Annotated in this window: 26 protein-coding genes; 7 read left to right on the top strand and 19 right to left on the bottom strand. The window is 34.7% G+C overall.

Annotation, left to right across the window (positions count from 1 at the left end; translation table 11 throughout):
* Positions 1-65: 65 nt before the first annotated feature.
* Complete coding sequence (locus PYW37_RS03015) at positions 66-326, bottom strand: hypothetical protein (RefSeq protein ID WP_012898367.1); 261 nt, start codon at positions 324-326, stop codon at positions 66-68.
* Between the two features lie 20 nt (positions 327-346).
* The gene (adhP, locus tag PYW37_RS03010; protein WP_012898368.1) at positions 347-1,369 is read right to left on the bottom strand and encodes an alcohol dehydrogenase AdhP; all 1,023 of its coding nucleotides are present in this window, start codon (positions 1,367-1,369) and stop codon (positions 347-349) included.
* A gap of 195 nt (positions 1,370-1,564) precedes the next feature.
* On the opposite strand from adhP, the gene recQ reads away from it, so the two are divergent.
* Complete coding sequence (gene recQ, locus PYW37_RS03005) at positions 1,565-3,343, top strand: DNA helicase RecQ (RefSeq protein WP_023189053.1); 1,779 nt, start codon at positions 1,565-1,567, stop codon at positions 3,341-3,343.
* A gap of 35 nt (positions 3,344-3,378) precedes the next feature.
* On the opposite strand, the gene yjeM is transcribed toward recQ, so the two are convergent.
* The 7 genes from yjeM to PYW37_RS02970 all read right to left on the bottom strand — a co-directional run bounded on the left by yjeM (position 3,379) and on the right by PYW37_RS02970 (position 11,987).
* Positions 3,379-4,857 carry a glutamate/gamma-aminobutyrate family transporter YjeM gene (gene yjeM / locus PYW37_RS03000; protein WP_232238903.1) on the bottom strand — a complete coding sequence of 493 codons (1,479 nt, stop codon included), beginning with the start codon at positions 4,855-4,857 and terminating at the stop codon, positions 3,379-3,381.
* Positions 4,858-5,184: 327 nt separating this feature from the next.
* Positions 5,185-6,426 carry a peptidase T gene (gene pepT / locus PYW37_RS02995; protein WP_025017175.1) on the bottom strand — a complete coding sequence of 414 codons (1,242 nt, stop codon included), beginning with the start codon at positions 6,424-6,426 and terminating at the stop codon, positions 5,185-5,187.
* Positions 6,427-6,454: 28 nt separating this feature from the next.
* Positions 6,455-7,252 carry a DUF1803 domain-containing protein gene (locus PYW37_RS02990; RefSeq protein WP_023189056.1) on the bottom strand — a complete coding sequence of 266 codons (798 nt, stop codon included), beginning with the start codon at positions 7,250-7,252 and terminating at the stop codon, positions 6,455-6,457.
* Positions 7,252-8,196, bottom strand: coding sequence for a manganese-dependent inorganic pyrophosphatase (locus PYW37_RS02985; protein WP_003130319.1), 945 nt, complete (start codon positions 8,194-8,196; stop codon positions 7,252-7,254). The genes PYW37_RS02990 and PYW37_RS02985 overlap by 1 nt, the downstream gene beginning before the upstream one ends.
* A 204-nt stretch (positions 8,197-8,400) precedes the next feature.
* Positions 8,401-9,195: a pyruvate formate-lyase-activating protein gene (gene pflA, locus PYW37_RS02980; RefSeq protein ID WP_003130318.1), complete on the bottom strand. Its 795-nt coding sequence runs from the start codon at positions 9,193-9,195 to the stop codon at positions 8,401-8,403.
* 217 nt (positions 9,196-9,412) lie between these two features.
* Positions 9,413-10,750: a hemolysin family protein gene (locus tag PYW37_RS02975; RefSeq protein WP_021722264.1), complete on the bottom strand. Its 1,338-nt coding sequence runs from the start codon at positions 10,748-10,750 to the stop codon at positions 9,413-9,415.
* A 121-nt stretch (positions 10,751-10,871) separates the two neighbouring features.
* Positions 10,872-11,987, bottom strand: a complete 1,116-nt coding sequence (locus tag PYW37_RS02970; RefSeq protein WP_023189057.1) for an AI-2E family transporter — start codon at positions 11,985-11,987, stop codon at positions 10,872-10,874.
* Positions 11,988-12,135: 148 nt separating this feature from the next.
* On the opposite strand from PYW37_RS02970, the gene PYW37_RS02965 reads away from it, so the two are divergent.
* Positions 12,136-12,585, top strand: coding sequence for a GNAT family N-acetyltransferase (locus tag PYW37_RS02965; RefSeq protein ID WP_025017176.1), 450 nt, complete (start codon positions 12,136-12,138; stop codon positions 12,583-12,585).
* A gap of 90 nt (positions 12,586-12,675) precedes the next feature.
* On the opposite strand, the gene PYW37_RS02960 is transcribed toward PYW37_RS02965, so the two are convergent.
* From PYW37_RS02960 to PYW37_RS02945, 4 genes are all read right to left on the bottom strand, one after another.
* Positions 12,676-13,455, bottom strand: a complete 780-nt coding sequence (locus PYW37_RS02960; protein ID WP_050428201.1) for a DNA/RNA non-specific endonuclease — start codon at positions 13,453-13,455, stop codon at positions 12,676-12,678.
* Positions 13,456-13,648: 193 nt separating this feature from the next.
* Complete coding sequence (locus PYW37_RS02955; RefSeq protein WP_032943636.1) at positions 13,649-14,545, bottom strand: peptidoglycan amidohydrolase family protein; 897 nt, start codon at positions 14,543-14,545, stop codon at positions 13,649-13,651.
* A 111-nt stretch (positions 14,546-14,656) separates the two neighbouring features.
* Positions 14,657-14,911, bottom strand: a complete 255-nt coding sequence (locus PYW37_RS02950; RefSeq protein ID WP_023189062.1) for a phage holin — start codon at positions 14,909-14,911, stop codon at positions 14,657-14,659.
* Entirely contained in the window at positions 14,901-15,203 is a 303-nt protein-coding gene (locus PYW37_RS02945; RefSeq protein WP_025017161.1) for a hypothetical protein, read from the bottom strand. The genes PYW37_RS02950 and PYW37_RS02945 overlap by 11 nt, the downstream gene beginning before the upstream one ends.
* 204 nt (positions 15,204-15,407) lie before the next feature.
* Between PYW37_RS02945 and PYW37_RS02940 the strand changes: the two genes are divergently transcribed.
* The gene (locus PYW37_RS02940; RefSeq protein ID WP_025017162.1) at positions 15,408-15,701 is read left to right on the top strand and encodes a hypothetical protein; all 294 of its coding nucleotides are present in this window, start codon (positions 15,408-15,410) and stop codon (positions 15,699-15,701) included.
* 29 nt (positions 15,702-15,730) lie between these two features.
* Here the strand turns inward: PYW37_RS02940 and PYW37_RS02935 are convergent, their stop codons facing one another.
* The 3 genes from PYW37_RS02935 to PYW37_RS02925 all read right to left on the bottom strand — a co-directional run bounded on the left by PYW37_RS02935 (position 15,731) and on the right by PYW37_RS02925 (position 18,417).
* Positions 15,731-15,982 (bottom strand): hypothetical protein, encoded by a 252-nt coding sequence (locus tag PYW37_RS02935; protein ID WP_032943638.1) that lies wholly within the window; start codon positions 15,980-15,982, stop codon positions 15,731-15,733.
* 71 nt (positions 15,983-16,053) lie between these two features.
* Positions 16,054-17,970, bottom strand: a complete 1,917-nt coding sequence (locus tag PYW37_RS02930) for a glycoside hydrolase domain-containing protein (RefSeq protein ID WP_052484082.1) — start codon at positions 17,968-17,970, stop codon at positions 16,054-16,056.
* A gap of 99 nt (positions 17,971-18,069) precedes the next feature.
* On the bottom strand, positions 18,070-18,417 hold the full coding sequence (locus PYW37_RS02925) for a DUF722 domain-containing protein (RefSeq protein WP_023189066.1): 348 nt from the start codon (positions 18,415-18,417) through the stop codon (positions 18,070-18,072).
* 622 nt (positions 18,418-19,039) lie between these two features.
* On the opposite strand from PYW37_RS02925, the gene PYW37_RS02920 reads away from it, so the two are divergent.
* Positions 19,040-19,615 (top strand): helix-turn-helix domain-containing protein, encoded by a 576-nt coding sequence (locus PYW37_RS02920; protein WP_023189067.1) that lies wholly within the window; start codon positions 19,040-19,042, stop codon positions 19,613-19,615.
* Positions 19,616-19,626: 11 nt separating this feature from the next.
* On the top strand, positions 19,627-20,211 hold the full coding sequence (locus tag PYW37_RS02915) for a hypothetical protein (RefSeq protein WP_023189068.1): 585 nt from the start codon (positions 19,627-19,629) through the stop codon (positions 20,209-20,211).
* 136 nt (positions 20,212-20,347) lie between these two features.
* Here the strand turns inward: PYW37_RS02915 and PYW37_RS02910 are convergent, their stop codons facing one another.
* From PYW37_RS02910 to PYW37_RS02900, 3 genes are all read right to left on the bottom strand, one after another.
* Entirely contained in the window at positions 20,348-20,929 is a 582-nt protein-coding gene (locus PYW37_RS02910) for a uracil-DNA glycosylase family protein (protein ID WP_023189069.1), read from the bottom strand.
* 232 nt (positions 20,930-21,161) lie between these two features.
* Entirely contained in the window at positions 21,162-23,984 is a 2,823-nt protein-coding gene (uvrA, locus tag PYW37_RS02905) for an excinuclease ABC subunit UvrA (RefSeq protein ID WP_017864935.1), read from the bottom strand.
* Positions 23,985-24,062: 78 nt separating this feature from the next.
* Positions 24,063-24,701, bottom strand: a complete 639-nt coding sequence (locus PYW37_RS02900) for a hypothetical protein (protein ID WP_025017163.1) — start codon at positions 24,699-24,701, stop codon at positions 24,063-24,065.
* Between the two features lie 68 nt (positions 24,702-24,769).
* Between PYW37_RS02900 and PYW37_RS02895 the strand changes: the two genes are divergently transcribed.
* Together PYW37_RS02895 and PYW37_RS02890 are read left to right on the top strand one after the other, a co-directional pair.
* Positions 24,770-25,294 carry a histidine phosphatase family protein gene (locus PYW37_RS02895; protein ID WP_015426995.1) on the top strand — a complete coding sequence of 175 codons (525 nt, stop codon included), beginning with the start codon at positions 24,770-24,772 and terminating at the stop codon, positions 25,292-25,294.
* Positions 25,291-25,605 (top strand): GIY-YIG nuclease family protein, encoded by a 315-nt coding sequence (locus tag PYW37_RS02890; RefSeq protein WP_023189071.1) that lies wholly within the window; start codon positions 25,291-25,293, stop codon positions 25,603-25,605. The genes PYW37_RS02895 and PYW37_RS02890 overlap by 4 nt, the downstream gene beginning before the upstream one ends.
* Positions 25,606-25,607: the final 2 nt, after the last annotated feature.

Here is a 25,607-nt window from a genome sequence, read left to right as displayed (position 1 = left end):
GTTCTGTCAGTAAATTAATCATAAAAAAACGACTCAATAGGAGTCGTTTTTTCTTTTTCTTCTGACTAGGCAAAAGAATTAACAACAGCAAGAATTCTTTGTAATTCCGCATGAGTTTCATAACTTACAGTATCCGAATAAAGTAATGCTGAAAGATCCCGTGAAGAATAGCCAGCTTTTTCACTTACCTCATCAATATGCAAATTTTTTTCTTTCATTTTGTACAAAATAGCTTCTTTAAAATTGTTTGTAATTTCTTCTTGTTGAAATTGCGAAAGATTGTTAAATTCATCACTTGAATAATTGACCAAATTTTTCGAATTCATCTGCATCGCCTCTTTTATATTTATTTAGTAAAATCAATGACCATTCGGCCTTCAATTTTTCCTGCCTTCATTTCATCAATAATATCATTGATTTCTTCCAGTTTGCGTGTCGCAACAATTGGTTTTACCTTACCTTCTGCTCCAAATTGAAAAGCTTCTGCCAAGTCAAGTCTTGTTCCGACAAGTGAACCTGCAACCTCCACTCCGTCAAAAACAACTGTTGGAACTGATAAAGTCATCTCAGTATTGGGAAGTGCCACAGCAACCATTTTGCCCATAGGTTTCAAAGAAGCAACCGCTTGTTCAAAAGCAATCCTTGCAACAGCACAAACTATTGCACTTTGCACCCCTAAGCCGCCAGTTATTTTTTTAATTTCATCAACTGGATTTACATCACCAGAATTGATAATCACATCAGCTCCAATTTTTTTAGCTAAATTTAATTTATCTTGATTAATATCAACAGCAATTACTTTTGCTCCAAAAACATTTTTAGCATATTGAATTGCTAAATTTCCAAGTCCTCCAGCACCAAAAATTACTTGCCAATCACCAGGTTTTACTCCTGATACTTTGATTGCTTTGTAAGTTGTTACTCCAGCACAAGTAATTGAGCTAGCTTCAATTGGGTCAAGTCCGTCAGGAACTTTGACAGCATAATCGGCAACAACAATTGCTTCTTCAGCCATTCCGCCATCAACTGAATATCCTGCATTTTTAACTTCTCGACAAAAAGTTTCATTACCAGATACACAGTATTCACAGTGACCACATCCTTCAAAGAACCAAGCCACTGAAACCCGATCACCAACTTGAAGCGAGCTTACATCAGCTCCAATTTCTTTGACAATTCCAATTCCTTCATGACCAAGAACAGTCCCTGCTTTGTTGCCATAATCACCTGCTGCAACGTGCAAATCGGTATGACAGACTCCACAATACTCCATGTCAAGCAAAGCTTCATTAGGTTTGATTGCTCGAAGTTCCTTTTCAACAAGGTCCGCATAACCATCTGGATTGTGTCTTACTACTGCTGCTTTCATAAGAAAGTCTCCTCTATATATAAAATTTTGTAAACGCATTCTTTTGTTTTATTATATCACTTTTCACTTCATTTTGTATCATTTAAAGTAACAAAAACATCTTGGTTCTTTTAATGTAATCTTTGAACCATTCGTTATCAATTTTTATGAGTCATTTGTGATTTTTTTTCTTCTTTTACGTATAATATAGTAAGAATGAATTTAGAAGCTAAATTAAAAGAAATTTTTGGTTATGACAATTTCCGAAATGGTCAGAAACAAATTATTGAACAAGTCCTAGATGGACAAGCCACTCTTGGTATTTTACCCACAGGAGCTGGAAAATCAATCTGCTATCAGTTACCAGCTCTTATTCAACCAGGGCTTACTCTCGTAATCTCCCCACTTATTAGCTTGATGAAAGATCAAGTCGACCAGCTGAATATTGCCGGAATTCCAGCAACATTTATTAACTCTACCTTAGAGGATTCCGAATCTTATCAAAGAATGCGACAGGTTGAAAATGGCGAAATCAAGCTTCTTTTTGTAGCACCAGAGCGTTTTTCATTAGACTATTTCAATGCCTTTTTACAAAAACTTCCAATTGATTTAGTTGCCATAGACGAAGCACACTGCATTTCACAATGGGGGCACGATTTCAGACCCAGTTATGTCGATTTTGCCTCTCATCTCCAATATTTACCAACAAATCCTACCGTCTTAGCCCTTACGGCTACTGCGACACCAAAAGTTGCAGATGATATTCAAAAACTTCTTTCAATTTCCCCCAGTCATACTATTAAAACCGGTTTTCTTAGAGAAAACTTACGTTTTGAAGTAGTCAAAGGGATGGATAAGAGAACTTTTCTTAAAAATTATCTTAAAAATCAAGAAAGTGAGGCTGCTGGAATTATCTATGCCAGCACTCGTAAAGAAGTTGAAGAAATTTGTGAATGGCTCAACCATAATCATTTCAAAGCCGTTCGTTACCATGCTGGACTGAGCGAACAGGAACGTCAAATAAATCAAGAACTTTTTCTCTTTGACGAAGTACCGATAATGGTTGCCACTAATGCTTTTGGCATGGGAATCAATAAACCAAATGTTCGATTTGTGATTCATTATGCCCTTCCCGCAACAATTGAAAGTTATTATCAAGAAGCTGGGCGAGCAGGACGGGACGGGCTTGAATCTGATGCTATCCTCCTTTTTTCACCAAATGATTTACGAATTCGTAATTTCTTGATTGAGCAAGGTGAAGGTGATGAAGCGCACAAGGAACATGAATACGAAAAGCTTCGACAAATGCAAGCATACACAAGTGCCGAAACCTGTTTGCAACGCTATATCTTGCAATATTTTGGTGATGAAGGTGAAGATTGTAAAAAGTGTAGTAATTGTCTTGATGAAAGAGAACTTCTCGATATTACAATTGATGCTCAAAAAGTCCTATCTTGTGTCGTCCGAATGGGTGAACGTTTTGGTAAGACGGCCGTAGCACAAGTTTTGATTGGTTCTAAAAATAAAAATATTGCAAAATGGAATTTTGAATCTCTATCGACTTTTGGAATTATGAAAAACCATTCCCAAAAAACCGTGGGTGAATTAATCGATTTTCTATCTGCTGAAAGTTATTTAAACATTACATCAGGTAAATTCCCACTTCTCCTTATTTCAGCCCAAGGATTAAAAGTCCTCAAAGGACAAATCAAAGTTTATCGCAAAGCTAGCTTAATTATTGAATCGAAAACAAAAATCTCTCATCATTTTGATGAAGAATGTTTTGCAAGTATTCGTGCACTTCGACTTGAACTAGCCAAGGAAGAAGGCGTCCCTCCTTTCATGATTTTTTCTGATAGTGCCCTTAAAGAAATGGCTCAAGTTCTGCCGGATAGTCCAAGTAAATTTTTACAAATTTCTGGTGTCGGACCTGTTAAACTCGAAAAATATGGAAGGCTTTTTATCGACAAAATATCTGAATATAAAAAAAGCTGAGCAAACTCAGCTTTTATTTTTTTAAAATAATTTTATTACAAGTTATTTTTCTTTCTATAGTTGCGCATCATGAAGTAGGCAATTACACCAAAGATAAGTGGCCCACCAATCATTGAAATAAATGATGTCAACATTTCAGATAATGCTTTACCAGTTTGGTCAACAGCTGGTAATTGAACATAATTCACAATTGGTTGAATAATTGTGAAGAAGTTAGCCCCACCAACAACAACTAAGACCAAAATTGTCAAGAAGTTCACAACAAAATTTGATTTAAAGAATTCAATTGGTTTAACAATATTTTTATTCTTCTTGAAGTACCAGAAAGCAATAACGATGAAGAGATAAGGCAAAGTCATAGAAACATTAGCCATATAAGTCAAAATGAGGAAGAATTGACTTGCTCCACCTTGTGAAGTCAAGAAATTCAAAACAATAATTAAGGTAACAATTGCAAATTGAATCCACATTGCAAATTTTGGCATTCCTTCTTCATCAAGTTTTCCTAATTTACCGGGCCAAAGTTTTTCTGGTGTACCAGTAATCAACTGTTTGATTGGACTATAAGTCAAGGTAAAGAAGGCACCCATGTAAGCAAGAAGCATAGAAAGACCAATATAGCGGGCGAAAATACCACCAAGCATATCTGCTCCGGAAGTAGAAAGTCCAAGTGCATGACCAACCGCTTCACCAAGGTTTTGCAAAAGCATGTAAGGAACAGTCCCAAGGTTCATTGATCCATCTTTAATGGCTGGAATCCATTGTGAATAATCAACAAAGAAACCAACACTAAGAATAGCAACAGCATAACCAACAGCAATAATAAGTGCTGACGTGATGATTCCTCGTGGGAAGTTTTTCTCAGGCTCATGAGTTTGGTCAACTAAACCAGCAATTGATTCAACCCCACCATAAGCAAAAATGGCAAAAACAAGAAAGGCAATAAAGGCAACAATACTACCATCAAAAGTTGGATTAGGAGATGAAGTAAAAGCAGCAAGGTTAATTGGTGTTGCTGGATGACCATTAACAACAAGTACAAGAACAGCACCAAGAATTAATATAACATTGAGTGAAAGAACGGCAACCCCCGCAATAGAGGTGAATTTTTTAATGGTTTCCACACCTTTTGAGACCATAAAGGTAATCAATGCCATCCAAACTACAGCTGCAATTGAAATCCAAAGTAATGAAGGGGTGTGTGTTGAGTTACCAAAAATCAAATTGACCATTGGAATCAAAATTTTATTGGCAACACTTACCATCCAGATAACATAAGAAGCATACCACATGAATGTTCCAACGAAGGCGAAGGTAGGGTTAACTGCCTCACTCATCCATGAATAAATTCCTCCTTTTTCATCTTTAAATGCTGAACCCATTTCCGTTACCATAAAGGCAAAAGGGAGGAAAAAGAGCAGGGCTCCAATAATATACCAAGGAATGGCGCCGTAACCCATTTGGTAGAAAGCGACAGGGATATTCCCAAAACCGAAGACTGTCGTAAATATCATCAACTAGAGTCCTACGAGTGAGAGTTTACCTTTTGTGTTTTGTGACATAATCTTTCCTTTTACATTAATTGACTTATAATCAGTCAATTTTATTTTTAAAGTCTTGAATAATAGCTCAATTTTACTAACAAAGTTGTCAGTAAAATATTTAGAAACAGAATAATATTTTATACAGTAGCAGAAAGTTATCGAAAAGTAGCAATTAGTCTGAAAATTATAAGATAAGCGCAAAGCAAGCCGCTCATGAAGATTTTTAATCAAAAACCTTCTTGGGCGACTTGTTCTTTTATTATCGAGCTTAAAAACTAATTACTCTCTCTTTTTCTTTTATTTTACTACTTCATTGTTCAAACGAATGATTTCAAGCAAAGTATCTACAGCTTTTTCCATTGTTTGTACAGAAACAAATTCAAAACGTCCGTGCATGTTTTCACCACCTGCAAAAAGGTTTGGTGTTGGAAGTCCCATAAATGAAATTTTAGACCCATCAGTTCCACCACGAATTGGTTCAATAATTGGGACAATATCAAGATTTTCCATTGCTTTTTTAGCAATATCAATAATTGACATATCTTTTTCAATGATTTGAGCCATGTTGTAGTATTGGTCTTTAATAACTGGTTTCACACGGTTTTGACCAAGTTCAGCATTCATTTTATCTGCAATCTCTTGCATCAAAGCTTTACGTTCGTTGAATTTACCTTCTTCATGGTCACGAATGATATATTGAGCTCTTGCTTCTTCTGGTGTACCATCAAGTTTTAAAAGATGGAAGAAACCTTCACGGCCTTCGGTTTTTTCAGGACGATCAAATTCTGGAAGTGCATTGTGGTAGTCAATTGCTAATTGCAATGCATTAACCATTGTATTTTTTGCTGTCCCTGGGTGAACATTTTTACCTTGGAACTCAATCACTGCACCAGCTGCTGAGAAAGTTTCATATTGAAGTTCTCCAAGTGGTCCACCATCTACAGTGTAAGCAAAGTCAACATCAAAGTCAGCTACGTCAAATTTATCAGCACCTACACCAATTTCTTCATCAGGACCAAATCCAACACGAATTTCACCATGTTCAAAATCAGGATTAATATTCAAAAGATAGTCAGCTAAAGTCATGATTTCAGCTACACCAGATTTATCATCTGAACCAAGCAAAGTTGTTCCGTCAGTATGAACTAAAGTTTGCTCTTTGTAGTTTTTAAGATTTGGGAAATCTTTTGGATCAAGTGTAAACTCAGTATCACCAAGTTTAATCACAGATTCACCATCATAATTTTCCAAAATTTGTGGGTTAACACCCTCTGCGTTGAAATCAGCAGTATCCAAGTGAGCTAAAAGTCCAATTTTGCGCACTTTTTTATCTGTATTTGCAGGAATTGTACCGATAACATAACCATTTGATTCAAGATAATGAACTTCTTTGAGACCAAGGGCTTTCATATCTTCACCCATTTTGTGGGCAAATTCTACGAGCGCTTGAGTTGAAGGTGTTGTTGTGCTGTTTTCATCTGAACGTGTATTTACTTTAACATATTCAAGAAAACGTGGTAACAGTTTTTCGTACTTCATTTGTTCTCCTTAAATTTATTCTAATAGCCTATTTGTCTCCAAGTGAGATGAACGGCTCAATAGCTGTGGTTTGTTGAATTTGAGCAATAATGAAAGATTTAGCATCAGCATATTTCTGCTCTGGAATCACTTGTTCTGAAAATTTCAAAAGACATTTGTATTCTTTTTCCGAAATTTTTTCAATATACTTATATTTCTCCAGCACATTGACAAAAATATCCGACTTAGATTTGACAACTTCTTTACGCATAAATTTCAAAAGAAAAGTAGTCATATACTTAAGTGCATATTCTGGGTCAACATCGCCAATCATTTGATAAACCTCTGTTTCAAGCGGAGTTAAAGGTAAATTTTTGGCCACTTTATCAAAATAATTGGCAAGTGATTGTGGAATTTCAGTATTCTGTGGATATTCTTTGTAAGAAAAAGATGTCATGAAATTCAAGATAACTTGATTCGTTTGATTAGTCAAAGATTGATAAAGCATACTTTGGGATAATAACTTTTCAATCCGTGACTCCTTTTCAATAAAAATTGGAGCTTCGTAGATGTTTTTCTGTGGTTCAGCAATTTTGTCTTTTAAAGTTTCCCAATCAAACTCACTGTCATTAAAAACATGAAAGCCCAGCGAATAACGTTTATCAGAACGTAAGATTAACCCAGCAGCAATAAATGAGTCAATTTGCCGGTCAATATTTTTTACGTCAGCAAAATCTTTATGAATCTGTCTGAGCATGACTTCATCATGTTGTGCTAAATATTCTATCAAATCTTTAAAAAAGGGCTGACTTGTCAGCCGATTTTCATTATAGATTTTAATAGTCATTATTTATTGAAGCTTTCAGTCAATTGTGGAACAACTTGTTTTTTACGTGAAACAGCACCAGCAAGGAAGGCGTGGTCATCTGCAAGTGTAAAGTTGAAAGCTGCTTCTGATTTTTCTGGATGTGCACCCAAAGCAATGATTTCAGAGTTTGAGTTAACAATGTCAGTAATCATAAAGACAAAGTCATCGTATCCATTTGCTGTCATTGAAGCATTAATAGCTGCTTTAATATCTGAAAGACGTTCTAAAACTTCTGGAATATCAACTGTATTAACTTGTGCAATACGAACATTTGAACCATTCAATTCAAAAGTTTTTGCATCAATATCAATCAATTCTTCTGCTGTTTTAGTAGATAAATTTGTTCCAGCTTTGAGCATTGCAAGTCCATATTCTTCAAGGTTAACACCAGCAATTTCAGCAAGTTCTTTAGCAACTTTATGGTCTGTTACATGAGTCGTTGGAGATTTCAAAAGCAAAGTATCTGAAATCAAACCTGAAAGTAAAAGTCCAGCAACTTCTTTAGGGATTTCAACATTTGCTTCAAGGAATTTACGGTAAACAATTGATGACGCAGAACCAACAGGTTCAACAGTCATAAACAAAGGAGCTGCTGTATTAAAGTTAGCCACACGGTGATGGTCAACTACACCATAAATTGTTAAGTCTTCAATATCAGAGATTGATTGTTGGAACTCATTGTGGTCAGTCAAAATTACTGTATCCACACCCTCTTCTTTTGCTGATTTTACTACACGTGGAGCTTTCACGCCAAAGTAGTCCAATACGAATTGTGTTTCTTCATTTGGAGTTCCAAGGGCAACTACTTCAGTGTTAAGGGCACCATTTGGACGGTGGTTGCTCAAATATGAAAATCCATATGATGAGCCGATAGCGTCAGTATCAGGTTTTTGATGACCAAAAACAAGTATTTTATCAGACATTTTTTTACCTCATTTTAAAAATTTTAATTTCCCACTTAAACTTCTAGTTTTAACTAAAAATTATTTGGGCTATCATCCCTTAAATTATACCAAAAAATGGCTGATTAAGCACATTTTCATTTTCATTTAGGACTGATTTTATTTGATTGTTCGTTTTGTAACAAAAAAAATGAATCTGAATAACTTCAAATTCATTTTTATTTTTTATCTTATACGTTCTAAGTAATCTTGATAAGATTCTGTATTCATGATTTCTTTAGCATTATGAACACGATCTTTTGTTGGAGGTTTCACACCTTCAAGCGGATATTTCCAACCTAATTCACGCCATTTAAATTCACCCATTGTATGGTAGGGTAAAATTTCAAATTTCAAGACATTTTTTAAAGTTTTTACAAATTCACCTAATTGAACTAAATCTTCATCAAAATCACTTTCACCAGGAACAAGAACGTGACGAACCCACATTGCATTACCACGGTCTGATAAATACTGTGCAAAAGCTAAAATATTATCGTTTTTATTAGCTGTCAATTCTTTGTGTCGTTCTGGATTTATTTCTTTAATGTCTAATAATACTAAGTCGGTATAATCTAGTAACTCATCAATTTTTTCGGTTACATATTTATCAGTCAAATATGGTTGAGCCGCTGTATCAAGTGTTGTATGAATACCGAGAGATTTTGCATATTTGAAAAGAGCTAATACAAAGTCAATTTGAAGGAGCGCCTCACCACCAGAAACGGTAATTCCACCTTTCTCTCCCCAAAAACCTCTAAAACGAAGTGCCTCATCCATGACATCTTCTACGGTACGCTCTGTCGCTTTATCTGACTTTAATGCCCAAGTATCAGGGTTGTGACAATATTTGCAACGCATCCGACAGCCTTGCATGAAAATAATAAAACGGACCCCAGGGCCATCAACAGAACCAAAAGATTCAGTTGAATGAATCAGGCCAGTAACTTTTTTAAGTTCATCTATATTCTCTGACATCATCTTCTCCAATTCAAAACACTATTTCACACCCCTATCATACCGCAATTCATTGATTTTATCAAATCAAATTCTGTCAGTAAAAGTTACAGATAAGGGCTCTGTCAGTAAAAAATTTTAGTAAATTATTTCTTGTCAGCACCTAGATGTAAGGGCTTATCTAAATAATTATCAGTTTTATTCTATAAAAAAACTGACAGAATTTCTGTCAGTAATTTTTTTAAATTTCTGTTTCTTCTGGTTCGACATCAAATTCAACACGAAGTTTAACCACACGTTTTCCAGAGACTTCTAAACTTGTCAGTGAAAAATGATCTTCATCATTATCTACTTTGCAGACAATTTGTTGTCCTTTGGCTGGAATTTTACCAGTTGTCGCTAAGAAATAACCTGCAATTGTATCAACGTCATTGCTTTCAAGATGTGTATCAAATTCTTCATTGAAGTCATTCAAAGTCATTTTCCCTTGGACAACATAGAGATTTTCACCGATTTTGAAGACTTCTTCTTCAGCAATATCGGTTTCGTCATCAATTTCACCAACGATTTCTTCTAGTAAATCTTCTAAGGTAACTACGCCTTCAACACCACCATATTCGTTTAATAATACAGCCATTTGATTCTGAGTTTTACGCATTTGACGCATTAAGTCATCAACAAAGATTGTTTCAGGAACAAACAAAGGTTCTTGAAGAATTTCTCGTAAGTCAATATCATCAAAACCATGGTCAAAAGAATATCTTAAAAGTTTTTTCACATGTAAAATTCCCAGAATATTATCTTTATCATCATCATAAACTGGTACCCGTGAATAAGTTTCACTTAGAATAGCGGTAATATTTTCACGTGAATCATCATTAATATCAATCATGAAAGCATCCGTTCTTGGAACCATGATTTCACGCGCAACCAACTCGTCTAAGCTGAACACCCCAGTAATCATTTCACGCTCATTAGCGTCAAGTGCTTCATCATTTGTATTAAGCAAATACTCAATTTCATCTCGAGTCATCCCTTCATCCAAATCATCAAATTTCATTGGAGTCAATCGGCTTAAGAAATTTGTTGAACTTGCCAAGAACCAAACGAAAGGTTTCATCACTTTTCCCAAAAATTGGATAGGTGGTGCGACTCTTAGGGCCAGTTTTTCTTTAAGGTTTTGGGCAATTCGCTTCGGATAAAGTTCACCAAATACGAGAGAGACATAGGTTAAGACAGCTAAAACAATAATTTGAGCCAAAGTTTTAGCTAGAGCTGTTCCACCTAACAGTGGAGCTAAACGTGAAGATAAGGCTTCGGCCAAACTAGCCCCCGCTAAAATATTAATCAAAGTAATCCCAATTTGAATCGTTGAGAGGAAATTACTTGGTTGATTAAGGATATTAACAAGGTTGATATATTTCTTATCACCTTCGCTAGCCTTTTGTTCTACTTTCGTCCGGCTGAGACTGACCATGGCCATCTCACTGGCTGAAAAGAAGGCATTTAAAGCTGTTAAAAAAATAAGTAAAAGAATCTGCAAGAGTATCGATACACTCTCGGGATCAGGGTTTGACATTAGTGCTCCTTGAGAAAAATATTATAGTGTTTATTTTTAACACTCAAAACTTTGCCAACTCAAATTTAATGAAAATGAGAGTTAACAATTTAGATAGAATCATTATATCATATTTTTGTTCTCATCTTGAAATAATTTTTCTTTGTTCGGCTTTATGATTATTATAAAGGCTATTGGCAAATTTAACAATCTCTTTGACTAAGCAATAAGCAGGAACAGCGATAATCATTCCTAAAATTCCATACAAACTTCCAGAAATTAACATGAGAATCATAACGGTTACTGGATGAACTTTAACAGCTGACCCCACAATTTTAGGATAAACCAGATTTCCATCAAGCTGTTGCAAAACAAGGACATAGATAACGGCAATAAGTGCTGTTACTGGTCGATTAAAGGCCACCGTTACTATCATCGGTAAAACACCAATATATGGACCCGCATAAGGAATGAGATTTGTTACTCCAGCAAAGAGTGCGAAAAGAAAGGCATAAGGAATTCCAAGAACCATGTAACCAATAAAGACGACAATAAAGACAAGCAAGGCATCAAGCGCAACTCCTGAAATATAACGTGAAATCGTATGATTCATATTTTCAAGAAGTTCAAAGATATTCAATCTATCTTCGGTCAAAACATTTTCCTTCAAAAACGGAATAATCTTTTCACCATCTTTAAGCATATAGTAAAGTAAGATTGGTACCAAAATCATTACCATAACAATGCTTGTAATGATACCAACGATACTTCCAACACTAACCGTGATACTATTAAGCAAATTGTGCAAAATATCAGTATACGAAAGATTTAATTTCTCAACAAGACTATTAACATCAAGTTGGTCGTAGATTTGAGCGAATCGTGGATTATGTTGAAGCCCTTCAATCCAAGCCCTAACTTGTGGATAAGCTTTCCCAGTTGCATTAATTAGACTTGTCAACTGTGAAATTAAGCTTGGAATGACTGAGGCAATTGCAAAAATAATCATTCCTAAGATTAATAAAAGAACAATAAAAATTCCTAATACCTTTTTTATTCTTAACTTCTCTTCCATGAAAGTAACAACAGGATTAAAAACATAATATAAAAAACCTGCAATAATAAATGGGACAAATAAGAGCGTCAACAATGTTTTAATGGGTTGAAATACAAAATCAATCTGAGACAAGAGAAAGATTAACAAAGTAACGGCTAATATTTCCACTGTCCAGAAGAATAATTTACTATTTTTGAACATAAATTTCCTTTATTTAATATATTTTTGTCTTTCTTAAAATAAATGATTGAATAATTGTTATTTTAAATAACTTATTTCTGCTATTTTTAGACTATTTATATTATAATAAATCCAAGGCTTTTAAGCAAACTAATCTTTAGGAGAAATTATGGAAATTAGAGTAACTCGTGATACTATGTCTGATATTTATTTTGATGCTTTACGGATTCGTAATCAAGTTTTTGTCAAAGAACAAGGCGTTCCTTATGAACTTGAAGTTGGAAACGCTCTTGAAGAGGCCTCTTCTGTTCATTTCGTTCTTTATGACGATGGTCTTGCCAAAGGTACCGTTCGTTTGCTTGCTGATTTGGATGAAAAAAAAGCGCTAATTCAACGAATGGCAATTTTAAAAGAAGCAAGAGGTCATGGTTATGCAACTCTTCTAATCAATCGTCTGATTGAGTTTGCTAAAGAAAGCAAATTAAATAAATTAGAACTTCATGCACAACTTTCTGCCAAAGGTTTATATAGCAAACACGGCTTTAATGAGGTAGGACAAATCTTTGAAGAAGCTGGTATTCAACATATTCAAATGGAAAGAACTGACTTCGGTAACTAATAGTTGAGAATACTTCTGTTATCTAGTTTGATAAAAAATAATAAAAACCTGACTAATGTCAGGCTTTTATTTTATAATTTATTCTTATAATTATTTGACTTCAGTGACCTGACCTGTTTTATAATCTACTTTAAGATTTGGTTGAACATTTGGAATAAAAACATGTATCTCGAGTGAAAAATCATCAGATTTTGCTTCTATTTCAGTTCCTGATGGGACAAGGTTACTTCCATCATAGAGTGCTTTCACTCTATACTTGATGATCATATTCTTATCTTGAACTTTATGAATCATATTTTCAAAATATTTTTGTCCCTTGGAACTTGAATCATTAGCTTCACTCGCCCAAACCGTTTGAGTAAATATATTTTCCATATTTGACCCGCTATCATTGAAATCTTTAACGCCACCTATTAGTTTGCTATTTAGCAAAAAACCTTTAGTATAAGCTTTTTTATAGAAGCCTTTCAAGTTAGATTTTTGTCCCCAACCAAATTGAGGAATCACTTTTTCATCTTTATTATCCTTTTCATTATTTTGAATAGATTTTGGGAGAACTGCTTCACCCAAATAAGGACGCCCTTGAATATCTATTTCATTCTTAGCGTATGGGTCTACAACATTAATAATTGCTAAATCATTGTTATTATTATTAACGATAAATGAACCGTGATCAAATTTTATGTTATCTGTTTTTAATTGTTCTTTTATTGAAGAAGTCAGAACACTTTTTGCGAGTTCTTCTGAGGGTGTCTTATCTTTTTGACTCCATTTATGATTACTTTTATCCATATCAGATTGACTGTTAGCACAGCCCCCTAAGATAAAAATGCTGACAATCAGTAATGGGATAATTTTTTTGTTCTTCATTTTCATTTATTCCTATTATTTTTTTCATAAAGGTAATCCTAAGTAAAACAAATTAAGTATAACCATTCCTTTATTATTTGTCAAGAAACAAAAAAACTCCACTTTATAGACATTGTGTGCTGCATATAGTGGAGTTATATATTTTATTAAAACATAAATAATTATTTCAAATATTAAATATATCAGATTTCATTTATTGTTCGCCAAAGGGATCTCTAATATTTACCGCTGCTTGTAGTCGGTCCAGAGGCTCCCCAAAAATTCCGGCAAAGTCAGAATCATCCGCAACTTCCGGTAACCAATCTGCTCGTTTAGTCGTTTGTGAACGATAATAGGCATTTCTATAATATTCACCTGAAGGGGTCAGATAAACCATTTGTACGCCATCAATAGTTTGTCCAAACATTCCTGCACATCCATTGACTGGATCGTTAGGATTACCGCTCGTAACCCAATCTAGCCATCCCGCTTCAATCGTATGAACTCGATATTTTAGAGCTCCGTGGTCAACACGCGCATAGAGCATATCATGTTCATGATTAGGTAAGCCAGCGTATCCATCACTATTTACCGGATTAAAGTTAACAACTGGAGATAACCAATCGCCTCCTTTAACATGCAATCCATAAGTTACATTAGGATTAATTCCTGGTGTTCTACCCGTATAGTGGTAGACATAAAAGAATGGTTTTCCTGCCATTACCCAACGTTTATCATGATTTTGAATCGTCTCTCCTAAGTCATGCCAAGCGGTACATTCAATCCAATTTTGATTATCAATACAAATACCAGTATGGCCATTTTCTCCAGCAGACTGTCCTTGTTTCCCCCAAATAATAATATCGCCTTTTTCCATATTGAAGGGTTCATTTTCAGCTTTTAGCGTAATACCATTTTGAACTAAATATTCATGCAATGTTTCGGTACTCGGAATGTATCCAAAATCAGAGCATCCAGCTTTTCGTAGTCCATAATAGACAGCACCTGAACAATCACAAGTTCCATCAGAAAAGTCGCGCGAACCTTCCATAGAATAGGTGCTTTTCCCTATTTTCTTTTTTAGTGCATTAATTGCTGCATCAATATCCATTTTTATTCTCCTTTTTTAATTACAAACATCTATTTATCCAATTCTTTTAGGTTTTATATACAATCATTGGCCTCACCTCCTTTCGTTAAATTTATAATATTTATCAAACGACTATTTATCATTTTTTGTTTTTGACGCTTTCATCGCTTCATCTCCAATTTTTGCGGAATGAGTAAAACTATTATTCTTCCACCAGGTTATTAACGACACAATGATTGTGATACTGATTGAGATCAAATCTTGTACTTGTGAATCATGAATTGGCAAAGGTGAATATCCTAGTGTCGTCAAAATTTGATTGATTAAAGCCAGGATTAATATAACTGTTCTTGTGATTGTTCCTATATCCGGTCCATTATTGTTCATCGAGCTGCTCCTTTTTATATTTTTCAAAAATTTCTTCCGCATAACTATTTCCGCCTAAACTGATATACTCATCATAAATTTGGCAAACTACTTCTAAACTATATTGATGATCAATCGCACGAATCAATTCAAGTCGCTTGACATTCATTCTCATTTGCTTCACATCTTTATGAATAGAGCCTAAAAAATATTTTGCTAGTCCACTAAGAATTCCAAAGAATATAAGAATAGTACTCCAATGATTAATTACAAATAAAAAAGTTGTTAACGGGTCTTTCAAAATATTATTCATGTCTCCTCTATCTGGGTTTAATAAACCTCTTTATTTTTTGATGACTTTATTATGCCAAGAAAAAGCGGAAAAAAACGGGAAACTTTTGGGAAAAATAGTAGTAATACCGCCCTGCTTTGTTTAAGCATCATTTTATGTTTGTTTGTATTAGTTTTATAAATAGGTTATAATAAATGTAAAAAATTTTGGAACGGAAGATGGCTCATGACTGTACAGGAAAGAAAATCTTTGAAATTTTATCCTCTAAAGGATTATAAAATTACAGTAAATAATCGTTCATCAGACTCAATTGACGTAGAAATCAACAACGATGATACGATTTCAATTAATGATAAAATTTATAAATTGGAAAAAAGAAACTATTTTTTGATGGAACACGACGGTAATTTGCTTGCCTTTCATTCACGTAAAGAGATTTTAGGCTTATTATGGAAAAGGAAAATTGGAATTTGGTTAGTAGTAATCTTACTCATAATTTTATTAATGAAATTTTTATAAAAAAGCTCAGCCTATCGCTGAGCTTTTTTTTAAACAAATATTAAACCAATAACGATTGGACCAAATTTTATCAATAGAGCGAGTGCTATTGCTGCAAGCACAGCCGCTCCTACTTTTGAAGAAGTCTCTTCAACAAAGCCAGAAAAGAATTGAGCATAAAATGCATTTTGAGCACTTTTAGATTTTACTTCACTATCTTTTGCGTTAGTGATTTTCTCCAATTTGTCATAGGCATCTTTTTCGTCATCATCACCAGAGTCATCAATCGTCTTTTTATTCATATAAACGTCAATTGTAAGTTCAACTTCTCCAGTTTTACCCTCTTTTTCACCTTCAAAGTCAATTTTGACTTCTAGTCCAACATTGCCTTTTTCTTTTCCTTAAAAGGAGCTGGAGTAATTTGGAAGACACCACCTTCAACGATTTCTCCTAATTTATGATAAAGTTCAGTTTTAGCATCATCACCTGAAAGTGAGAGTGCATCTCCGAAATCCTTTAGTTGTTCATAAAAAGAATTACTGATTTCACCTTTTGAAATGTTAAAACTTGTTTCATTATCGCCCTCACCGATTGATAACTTCTCACTCAATTCAGTATAAATATGGAAAGGTTCTGCATCGAAATAAGCATCTTGTTCTAATTCAATCGTAGCTTTAATCACTTCCGAAAGCATTGGCCAGATGATTCCAATAGCCGCTAACTTTTGGAAGAACCAATCTGGATATTTTGAGGTGTTTTTATAAACATATTGCATGCCTAAATCAACTTGGGAGACGCCAACCTGGTCAATTCCTACTGCACCTTCACCCGAGCCAACAGTATATTCAAAGAATTGATCAAACGCCCAATCTTGAGGCATGGCAAATCCCAAATTACCACTATAGCCAGTAGACATATCAGAAACAAAGGCATAGACAGCTGTCTTTTGGTCTATTACACGTTGACATACATTTCGTGTTCCATAGACACCTACGCGGAATCCAGAACCTGTCAAAGTACCAAATACACCTTCAAAGTAAGGAATGACTGTACCGGCAATATCTCCATCTTCTACATCGACATCAACCGCAAAGTAAATAATCGTTCCATAAGGTACGCCTAATTTAATTGCTGCTTTAGCTGCTGCAATAGCATCACTAGTTCCTTGTTCTTTATTGAAGTATTTCACTTCAGGATAGTTGTCTTGATAAATAGGAAATATTGAAAGTCCAGAACCTAAAATATTATCAATTTCTTCCGAAGTTAAATATTTATTTCTTTCATCTGAGCCCGAACCAACTGAACCTGTCAAATAACGGCCAACATATTTTACTCCATTATCTACTAAGGTCTTTACTTGTGCTGGAGTTAGCTGCGTCGAAGTATCGGCGCCAATCGCAGTACGATTTGTATCTCCCGAGCTAATGAGCAATCCTTTAAAGGTTGTAATATCCGCAATACCTGCTAAAGCATTACGCGAATCATATTCCATAAATGATGCAAATTTGGAAATTTCTGTGGCTAACTTGTCTGTAAAGTTCCCATTAAAAGGACCTTTTTTATAGAAACCATTAACATACAAGCCATATTGCAAAATCTCTACAAATCCTCCAGAATCTCCGACTTGTAACGTAGGAGTTAACTGGGTTGTTGTATTACCATAATTTCCATTCGCAAAGGGTTGCCCTTCTGTTGCTTCCGATTCCGGTGGAAGTCCTTCTTCAGATTGCAAGGCATAAATTAAAGCAGTATTGGTTGCACGCTGATAAATACCATCACAAGGCAAAATTCCAAAATAGATATTATAATTGACGTTCAACCATTGTTGCATGGTTCGTACTGTTTTATCACCTCCAGAAACGAGTACAAAGGCACTCATGTCAAAAAGAGCTTTAGCCCATTTAGAAGTGAACTTCCCATCACCGTTAGGAAATCCTGCGTCACTTTGTAATTCCTTGATGGCTTTTAGAGTATATTCTGTAAACTCTCCACCAGATTCTACTGGACTAATTCCTTTACACCAAAAGGCATATTGAATCAAACGTACAACATTTGATTTATAGCCAATTTCCAATTTTGGCACGATTTTTGAATCAAATCGATTAGATGTATCAGTCCCAAAGTTGTCTGAGAGTTCTGTGATACCAAGCTCATGTTGCAACGCACGAATGAGGGCATAAATAGTTGGCCACCCAGTTTTACCGTCTTCTTTTACTTTCTCAAAACCCGGAACATTCCCATAGTTATTATTCAACCATTGTTGGGTCTCTAGTACCATTTCATCAGCCATTTGCTTTACCTCTAAATTAAGTAATTTACTTAATCCTTTCTTTTTAATAGGTTCATTATGACATGAAAAAGCGGAAAAAAACGGGAAAATTATGGGAAATTATTCCTCATTGAGTGGGGTAGTTAAATTTTTCCTAAGCTCTTTTTTAAATTTTACATATTGCTTTCGAGCAGTACTTTCTTCAACACAAACACGCTTGCCCACGTTTACCCAAGTTAAGTGGTATTTAAAACGGGCAATAATAATCTGTTTAATCAGTAAGTTCTCTATTGAAGCCATCATCCCATCTAAGACCTCCTTTTGAACACATTTTTTTTGATAATCTCGATTACTTTCAAGCATGTGCTCATTCTTTATAGATGTATTCGTTTTTTTTATATAATTGATTTTCACCTCCAACATTCCAGTTATATAATCACTCATCAACTCATCAAGCGGATCTACCATTGTCCCCTCCTTAATCATTTTTGTTACTATGTTCTAAAAGTAATTTAATTCTGTATCAGTTCCTTATTCAAATTCCTATTTTTCAAGTGTTACACGCGCTAGATACCTTTTTGATACCATCCCTTATCATGGAAGCTCAATTTTATAAACCCCTTTTATTTTTCTTAACTATAGGGCAACTTCCTATTCTGGCAAACTCTATTCGCCTCCAGAAGTAAATTGATTATGACCATACTGTTTGACACTAGTCCATCTCGTATTATTGATATTCTCCTCTTTCTTTCTAAGATTTTAATAAAAATACTGTATAATTAGTGTATTATTAAAAAATCTATAAATATTGGTAAATTATTGGTGATAATGTTTCTGATACACCGACTCACCCCTATTTATTTTTTCTCAACTTTAATGCCTTTAAACTTTGCTAATACAGATATAAATAAATAATTTACTAAAAAAGACGATTATTTATGATCTCTATCATCTAATTCTTGGATTTATTATAATACTGTTTAAACAGTATGTCAAGAAAAATTACATATATTATATTAAATTCCATTGATTTATACTGTTTAATTCGTTATAATAACGGTAGAATAAATTTCAAGAAAGTGATGAAATAATGGGAAGAGGAACTTTAACACCTCAAGAAGAGGAATTAAAAAAACTTATTTCTAATAATATTAGACAAAAAATAAAAGAAAAAGGAGTTTCGCAAGCTGAATTTGCTAGAAAAGCTGGAATTCCTCCAACAACATTATCCGGCTATATAAAAGGAGTCACGAGACCTAATGCGGGTAATCTTCAAAAAATTTCTGATAGCTTAGGAATATTAAAATCTGATATTGATCCTTCATATAAAAAAGGCTACTCTTTAGAGGATTGGCAAAGTAAGCAAGAACAAACTTCAACTGTGGCCGAAATAGTGGAAGTCAGCAAGTCTCTAAATGATATACGGCAGGAAAAAGTTCTTAGTTTTGCTAAAAATGAAAAAAAAGAGCAAGAAAAAGAAAGTACAAAAATTGTTGCTTTGAAAAATGGAGAACAAAACCAAACTGTTGATCTGGCTGATTTAGTAGATGATAGCAAAGTTGATTGGGATAAATGGGTTTCATTTGACGGCAAACCTTTGACTGATGAAATAAAAAATGCCATGAAACTTGCTCTTGGGAAACGTTTGGAAGATAAGGATAAATAAGGAGGTTTTCTATGGGCAGACAGGAGCTTTTAGACTATCTCCTCAAAGAAATTGAAAAATGTGGCTTTGAGATTTTTGCAGTAGATACTTTTCCAATAGCTGCGGTGGTTAATGTGGATAACAAAATAATGGTTTATAATTTCAAGGATGCTTCTCCTTTTGAAGTCGCTCATGAACTGATCCATATTCTTAATAAAGACAATCATCGTGGAGAATACTTCGACGCAATAAATCCGCAAGAGGTAAGAGCAAACCATGAAGCGATTCTTCTTCTCTGGGAGATATTTGAAGCTAATGGCGGAAGTTATGAATATTTTAATGTCTTTGTTGATACGACAGATGCACCTTTTGAATTAGCTTATTCAATTATCAGCAAAGAATATTCGGAAATGCACCAAGCAATTACTGAAATATTTGAGGATGAAATCAAAGTCACTATTAATAAACAGGAAATGCATGACTATATTGTTGATTATATTAGCTATTTTGATGTGATTGAATCGGTTAATATTTATCAATTTTTGGACCATTACCATCTGAATCATTGTTTGTATGAGTTGGCGGAAAAAGAATTTCAGAAGATATCCTATGGATAGAACTGGCATAATTTGAATACATTGGCTTAAAATCTGAAAATAGTGATGTCAGAAAAATATATTGAGTAATTGGATATAAAAAAGTTACTAACATACTGTCAGTAACTTTTTTTATTACTGACAGCCTGTCAGTAATTTATTTCATTAATTGAGCAACTCTTTTTTTTAGTTCTGGTAAAAGTTCAGGCTCAAACCACGGATTTTTGGCTAACCAAATATTATTTCGTGGGCTGGGATGAACAAGCGGAAAATATTTTGGTAAGTAAGCTTCAAAATCACGAATCACTTCTGTTGTTTTTGCTGATGATTTTAAATTTAAATAATACTTTATGGCATAAGAACCTACTAGAATAAAAAGTTCAATCTCAGGCATTTCTTCTAAAAGTTCTTTATGCCATTTTTGAGCAAAACCTGCCCGAGGTGGCAGATCACCTGATTTTCCTTTTCCAGGAAAATAAAAATCTAAAGGCAAAATAGATATTTTATTTGACTCATAAAAAGTGGTTCGGTCAATTCCAAGCCAATCACGCAGGCGGTCACCTGACGGATCATTCCAAAAGAGTCGTGATTCTTGTGCTCGAATACCTGGCGCCTGACCAATAATACAAATTTTTGCTTCTTTATGGACAGAATAAAGCGGCTCTATCCCTTCTTTTGTATATTCTTTGTTCTGTGGGTCAGCTTTAATCGCTTCAAAAATTTCCTTAAATTTATCCATTTTCTTTCCTCAAAAGCGTAATCTAAGTTTATAGATTACGCTTTTTATTGTAAAACTTACTGACAGAAAGCTTATCTAATAAATATTTCTAAGATAAATTCTGTCAGTAAAATGCGACCGGAGGAAGCATTTTATCGGTGAATAAAGGAACTGGCAGTGAAGCTGACAGTTTTATCAACCCTCTACACTTACTGACAAGTCTTTTAATTACAAGTCTAAATTTCCATCAGTCTTATTTTTCCAATTTTGCTTTCAAATACTGACCAGTATAGCTGTCAGCAACTTTTGCAACTTCTTCTGGTCTTCCTTTAGCAAGAATTGTTCCACCACCAGCACCACCTTCTGGACCTAAGTCGATGATGTAATCTGCTGTTTTAATAACGTCCAAATTATGTTCAATGACAACAATCGTATTTCCTTGTTCAACCAAACGGTCTAATACTTGAATCAGGGTCGCAATATCTTCACTGTGCAAACCAGTTGTTGGTTCATCCAAGATATAAAAAGCTTTACCATTTGAACGTTTTTGTAATTCAGAAGCTAATTTCATCCGTTGAGCTTCCCCTCCTGATAAAGTAGTTGCCGGTTGTCCAAGCGTCACATATCCCAAACCTACATCAACAATCGTTTGGAGTTTACGTTCAATTTTTGGAATATGACGGAAGAATTCCAAGCCATCAGACACGCGCATATCGAGTACTTCCGAAATATTCTTCCCTTTATAATGAACTTCTAAAGTTTCTGAATTGTAACGTCTGCCATGGCAAACTTCACATGGAACATAAACATCCGGCAAGAAATGCATTTCAATTTTGATGATTCCATCACCAGAACAGGCTTCACAACGTCCACCTTTAACATTAAATGAGAAACGTCCTTTTTTATAACCACGAATTTTTGCTTCATTTGTATTGGCAAATAAATCACGAATGTCATCAAAGACGCTGGTATAAGTAGCCGGATTTGAACGTGGAGTTCGACCAATTGGACTTTGGTCAATATCAATCAAACGCTCAATTCCTTCATAACCAGTAATTTTTTTATGCTTACCAGGTTTCTCTGAGTTGTGATTCAATTTTTGAGCTAATGATTTCTTTAAAATACTGTTAACTAAAGTTGATTTACCAGAACCAGAAACCCCAGTTACAGCCGTCATAACTCCCATTGGAAACTCAACGTCAAGGTTTTGCAAGTTGTTCTCACTTGCACCTGTAATCTTGACCATTTTTTTCTTATCAATGGCTCGACGTTTTTCGGGAACTGGAATGGCTCTTTTTCCTGACAAATATTGCCCTGTCAGTGATTTTTTATTTTTCATGACTTGTTTTGGTGTTCCAGAGGCAATAATTTCACCTCCTAAATCACCTGCCCCAGGCCCAACATCAATAAGCCAATCGGCTGCCATCATCGTGTCCTCATCATGTTCAACGACAATTAACGTATTCCCCAAATCACGCATCTTTTGTAAAGACTCAATCAGTCTGTCATTATCTCTTTGATGTAAACCAATGGAAGGTTCATCCAAAATATACAAAACGCCTGATAAATTTGAACCAATTTGTGTCGCTAAACGAATGCGTTGTGACTCTCCACCAGAGAGTGTTCCGCTTGAACGAGATAGCGTAAGATAATCCAAACCAACATTTTTCAAGAAAGTCAAACGGTCTTTAATTTCTTTCAAAATAGGTTTTGCGATAATTTCATTATTTGCAGAAAGAACTAAACTTTTCACATAATCAAGCGTATCGCCAATTGACAGAATTGAAAATTCAGCAATATTTTTCTCTCCCACTTTAACAGAAAGTGCTTGATCATTTAAACGATAACCATGACAAGTCGTACAAGTCAATTCAGTCATGTAAGAACGCGCCATTTCTCTAGCTGACTCGCTCATTCCTGAACGATAACGCCGCCAAAGATTAGGAATGACCCCAACAAAGGTCATATCTTGGTCACGTAATCCAAAATCTCCTTCGTGCAGAAAATGGAAAAGTTTATCTCCATTTCCATATAAAACAATTTGTTGTTCTTTTTCTGACAGTTTTTCCCAAGGCCTATCTAAATCAATGCCGAATTGCTCCATTGCTTGCTCTAAAAGAGCAGGGTAATAAGTTGAGGCTTTCCCATACCAATAGATAATTGCTCCCTCACGCAGTGTTTTGCTTGTATCAGGAATCAATAAATCGACATCGGGTTCCAATTTAACTCCTAAACCATCACAATCTGGGCATGAGCCAAAAGGAGCATTGAATGAGAAGAGGCGTGGTTCAAGTTCTGGAACAGTAAATCCACAAACTGGACAGGCATAAAATTCACTAAATAAAAGCTCTGAACCATCCATTTTATCAACAATAACATAACCCTCAGCCTGATGAAGCGCAGCCTCTACAGAGTCAAAAAGACGCGAACGAATTCCTTCTTTTACAACAATCCGGTCAATGACAATTTCAATGTTGTGCTTTTTATTTTTATCAAGTTCTGGAACTTCTGAAATATCATAAACTTCGCCATCAACACGAACACGAACATAACCATCTTTTTGGATACGCTCAAACATTTTAACATGAGTCCCTTTTTTGGTACGTACGACAGGAGCGAGAATTTGTAAACGTGTTTTTTCAGGGAGTTCAAGAATTTGTTCAACAATTTCTTCAACTGACTGTGCCGAAATTTTTCCATGACCATTCACACAATATGGCGTCCCAACACGGGCGTATAATAGACGCAAATAGTCATTAATTTCCGTAACCGTCCCGACTGTTGAGCGAGGATTTTTAGAAGTTGTTTTTTGGTCAATAGAGATTGCTGGCGACAAACCATCAATTGAATCAACATCTGGTTTATCCATATTTCCTAAAAACTGTCTGGCATAAGCTGACAAAGATTCAACATATCGACGTTGACCTTCTGCATATAAAGTTTCAAAGGCCAGAGATGATTTCCCAGACCCTGAAACCCCAGTAACAACAACTAATTTATCTCTTGGAATTTCAACATCTATATTTTTTAAATTGTGCTCACGTGCACCATGTATTACTATTTTATCTTGTGGCATTTATTTTCCTTTTATTATTTTGTTTTGATTGCAGATATTGGTGTCTTCTCCATAGTGAAGGTGTATATTCATGTTTTTTTATTTTTTAAAATAATGTTCTACTTCATCTTCGAGTGCTTGAATATCATGTTTGACTTGCTCACCCATTTCATGATTAGATTTTTCGATAGCCTCCATCGTATTTCTAGCCATCTTTCGAGCTTCATTCATTATAGAACGACAACCTGCGTCATCATTATCTTTCATTTTTTCATCATACTCTACATGAATTTTTCTTGTAAATTCATTGATGTCATGCATTAATGTCTCAAAATTTGAGCGGACCTTGATCTGAGTATTTTCAAAATAAGGCTTACGGTCATCAATCACCAGATTTAAAAGCATCATTTGATAATTTAAATCTGCTGCATTACGATCTCTTGACATCGTATTCTCATTAATACGAATAATGCGTCGCTGATTACTAGAGTCATTTGTACTTTCAAAATGACGTTGTTCTAAGCGGTCCATGTTAAGTTGAATTGTTACTCGCATCAACACTTGTGAGATATGAAGATAATCATAAAACCATTTAATAAAATCGTCTTTTTGCTTATGAAGCATTTCGATAGATAGAGTGGTTGAATGACGTCTTTTTCCAGCTTGATATTCCGCAAAAGCAATAACTGCGGTTACAATTATTGCAAGACTTGAAAGAATCGTAAGTGAAGTAATCATACTCTTATTATACCACGAATGGCAAGCTAGCTCTTAACTTTGGCTACGTTAAATGGTATAATCTGACTATGAAATTATATTTAGTCAGACATGGTGAAACGCGAAGTATTCAGCAAAATTTGCTGACGGGTTGGTTGAACAGTCCTCTCACTGGCACAGGAATTCAACAGTCCGAAATTTTAGCTGACAAACTTTCGTCAGTAAAATTTGACTTGATTTTATCATCAGATTTACAAGGTGCTAAGGAAACTGCAATGATAATTTCTAATAAAATAGGAGCCTTACTACTCTTTGAACCTTTATTACGTGAACGAGGCCTTGGAAAATTGGAAAATCAAACAAAAGAAAATCGAGATTGGGCACAACTTAATATAGAAAATGAAGAAAATCTTACTTTAGGTATTGAATCTCTTGCTTCTATTCATGAACGTGCTAAAATATTTTTAGAAAAACTTCCTCAACTTTTTCCTTCTGCTCAAAATATTCTCATTGTTTCTCACAATGGAATGATCAATCAATTTCAAAAGATTTGGGAGCCTACTCATGAATTTACTCCTTTTGAATTTCTCACTATTTTAGAAAAAAACTTATGAACCAATATTTTACTTACATTTTACAATGCTCAGATAAGACTCTCTACTGTGGCTATACCACTGATTTAGAAAAAAGACTCGCCACTCATAACTCTGGTAAAGGGGCGAAATATACAAAAACAAGATTGCCAGTTAAGCTGCTTGCCTCTGTTGATTTTGATAATAAAAATGATGCCATGTCTTGTGAATGGTGGTTTAAACATAAACTTGTTCGCAAACAAAAATTGTCACTTATCAAAAATGATTTAATCAAAGAAAAGTTTATTGAATACCTAGAGCTCAAACAAAAGAAAAACATTCTTTTAAAATGAAT

Source organism: Lactococcus lactis, from assembly GCF_029023865.1.
GTDB classification, from domain to species: domain Bacteria; phylum Bacillota; class Bacilli; order Lactobacillales; family Streptococcaceae; genus Lactococcus; species Lactococcus lactis.
The sequence above is the reverse complement of the archived record's forward strand: the minus strand, read 5'-3'. Positions and strand labels throughout refer to the sequence as shown.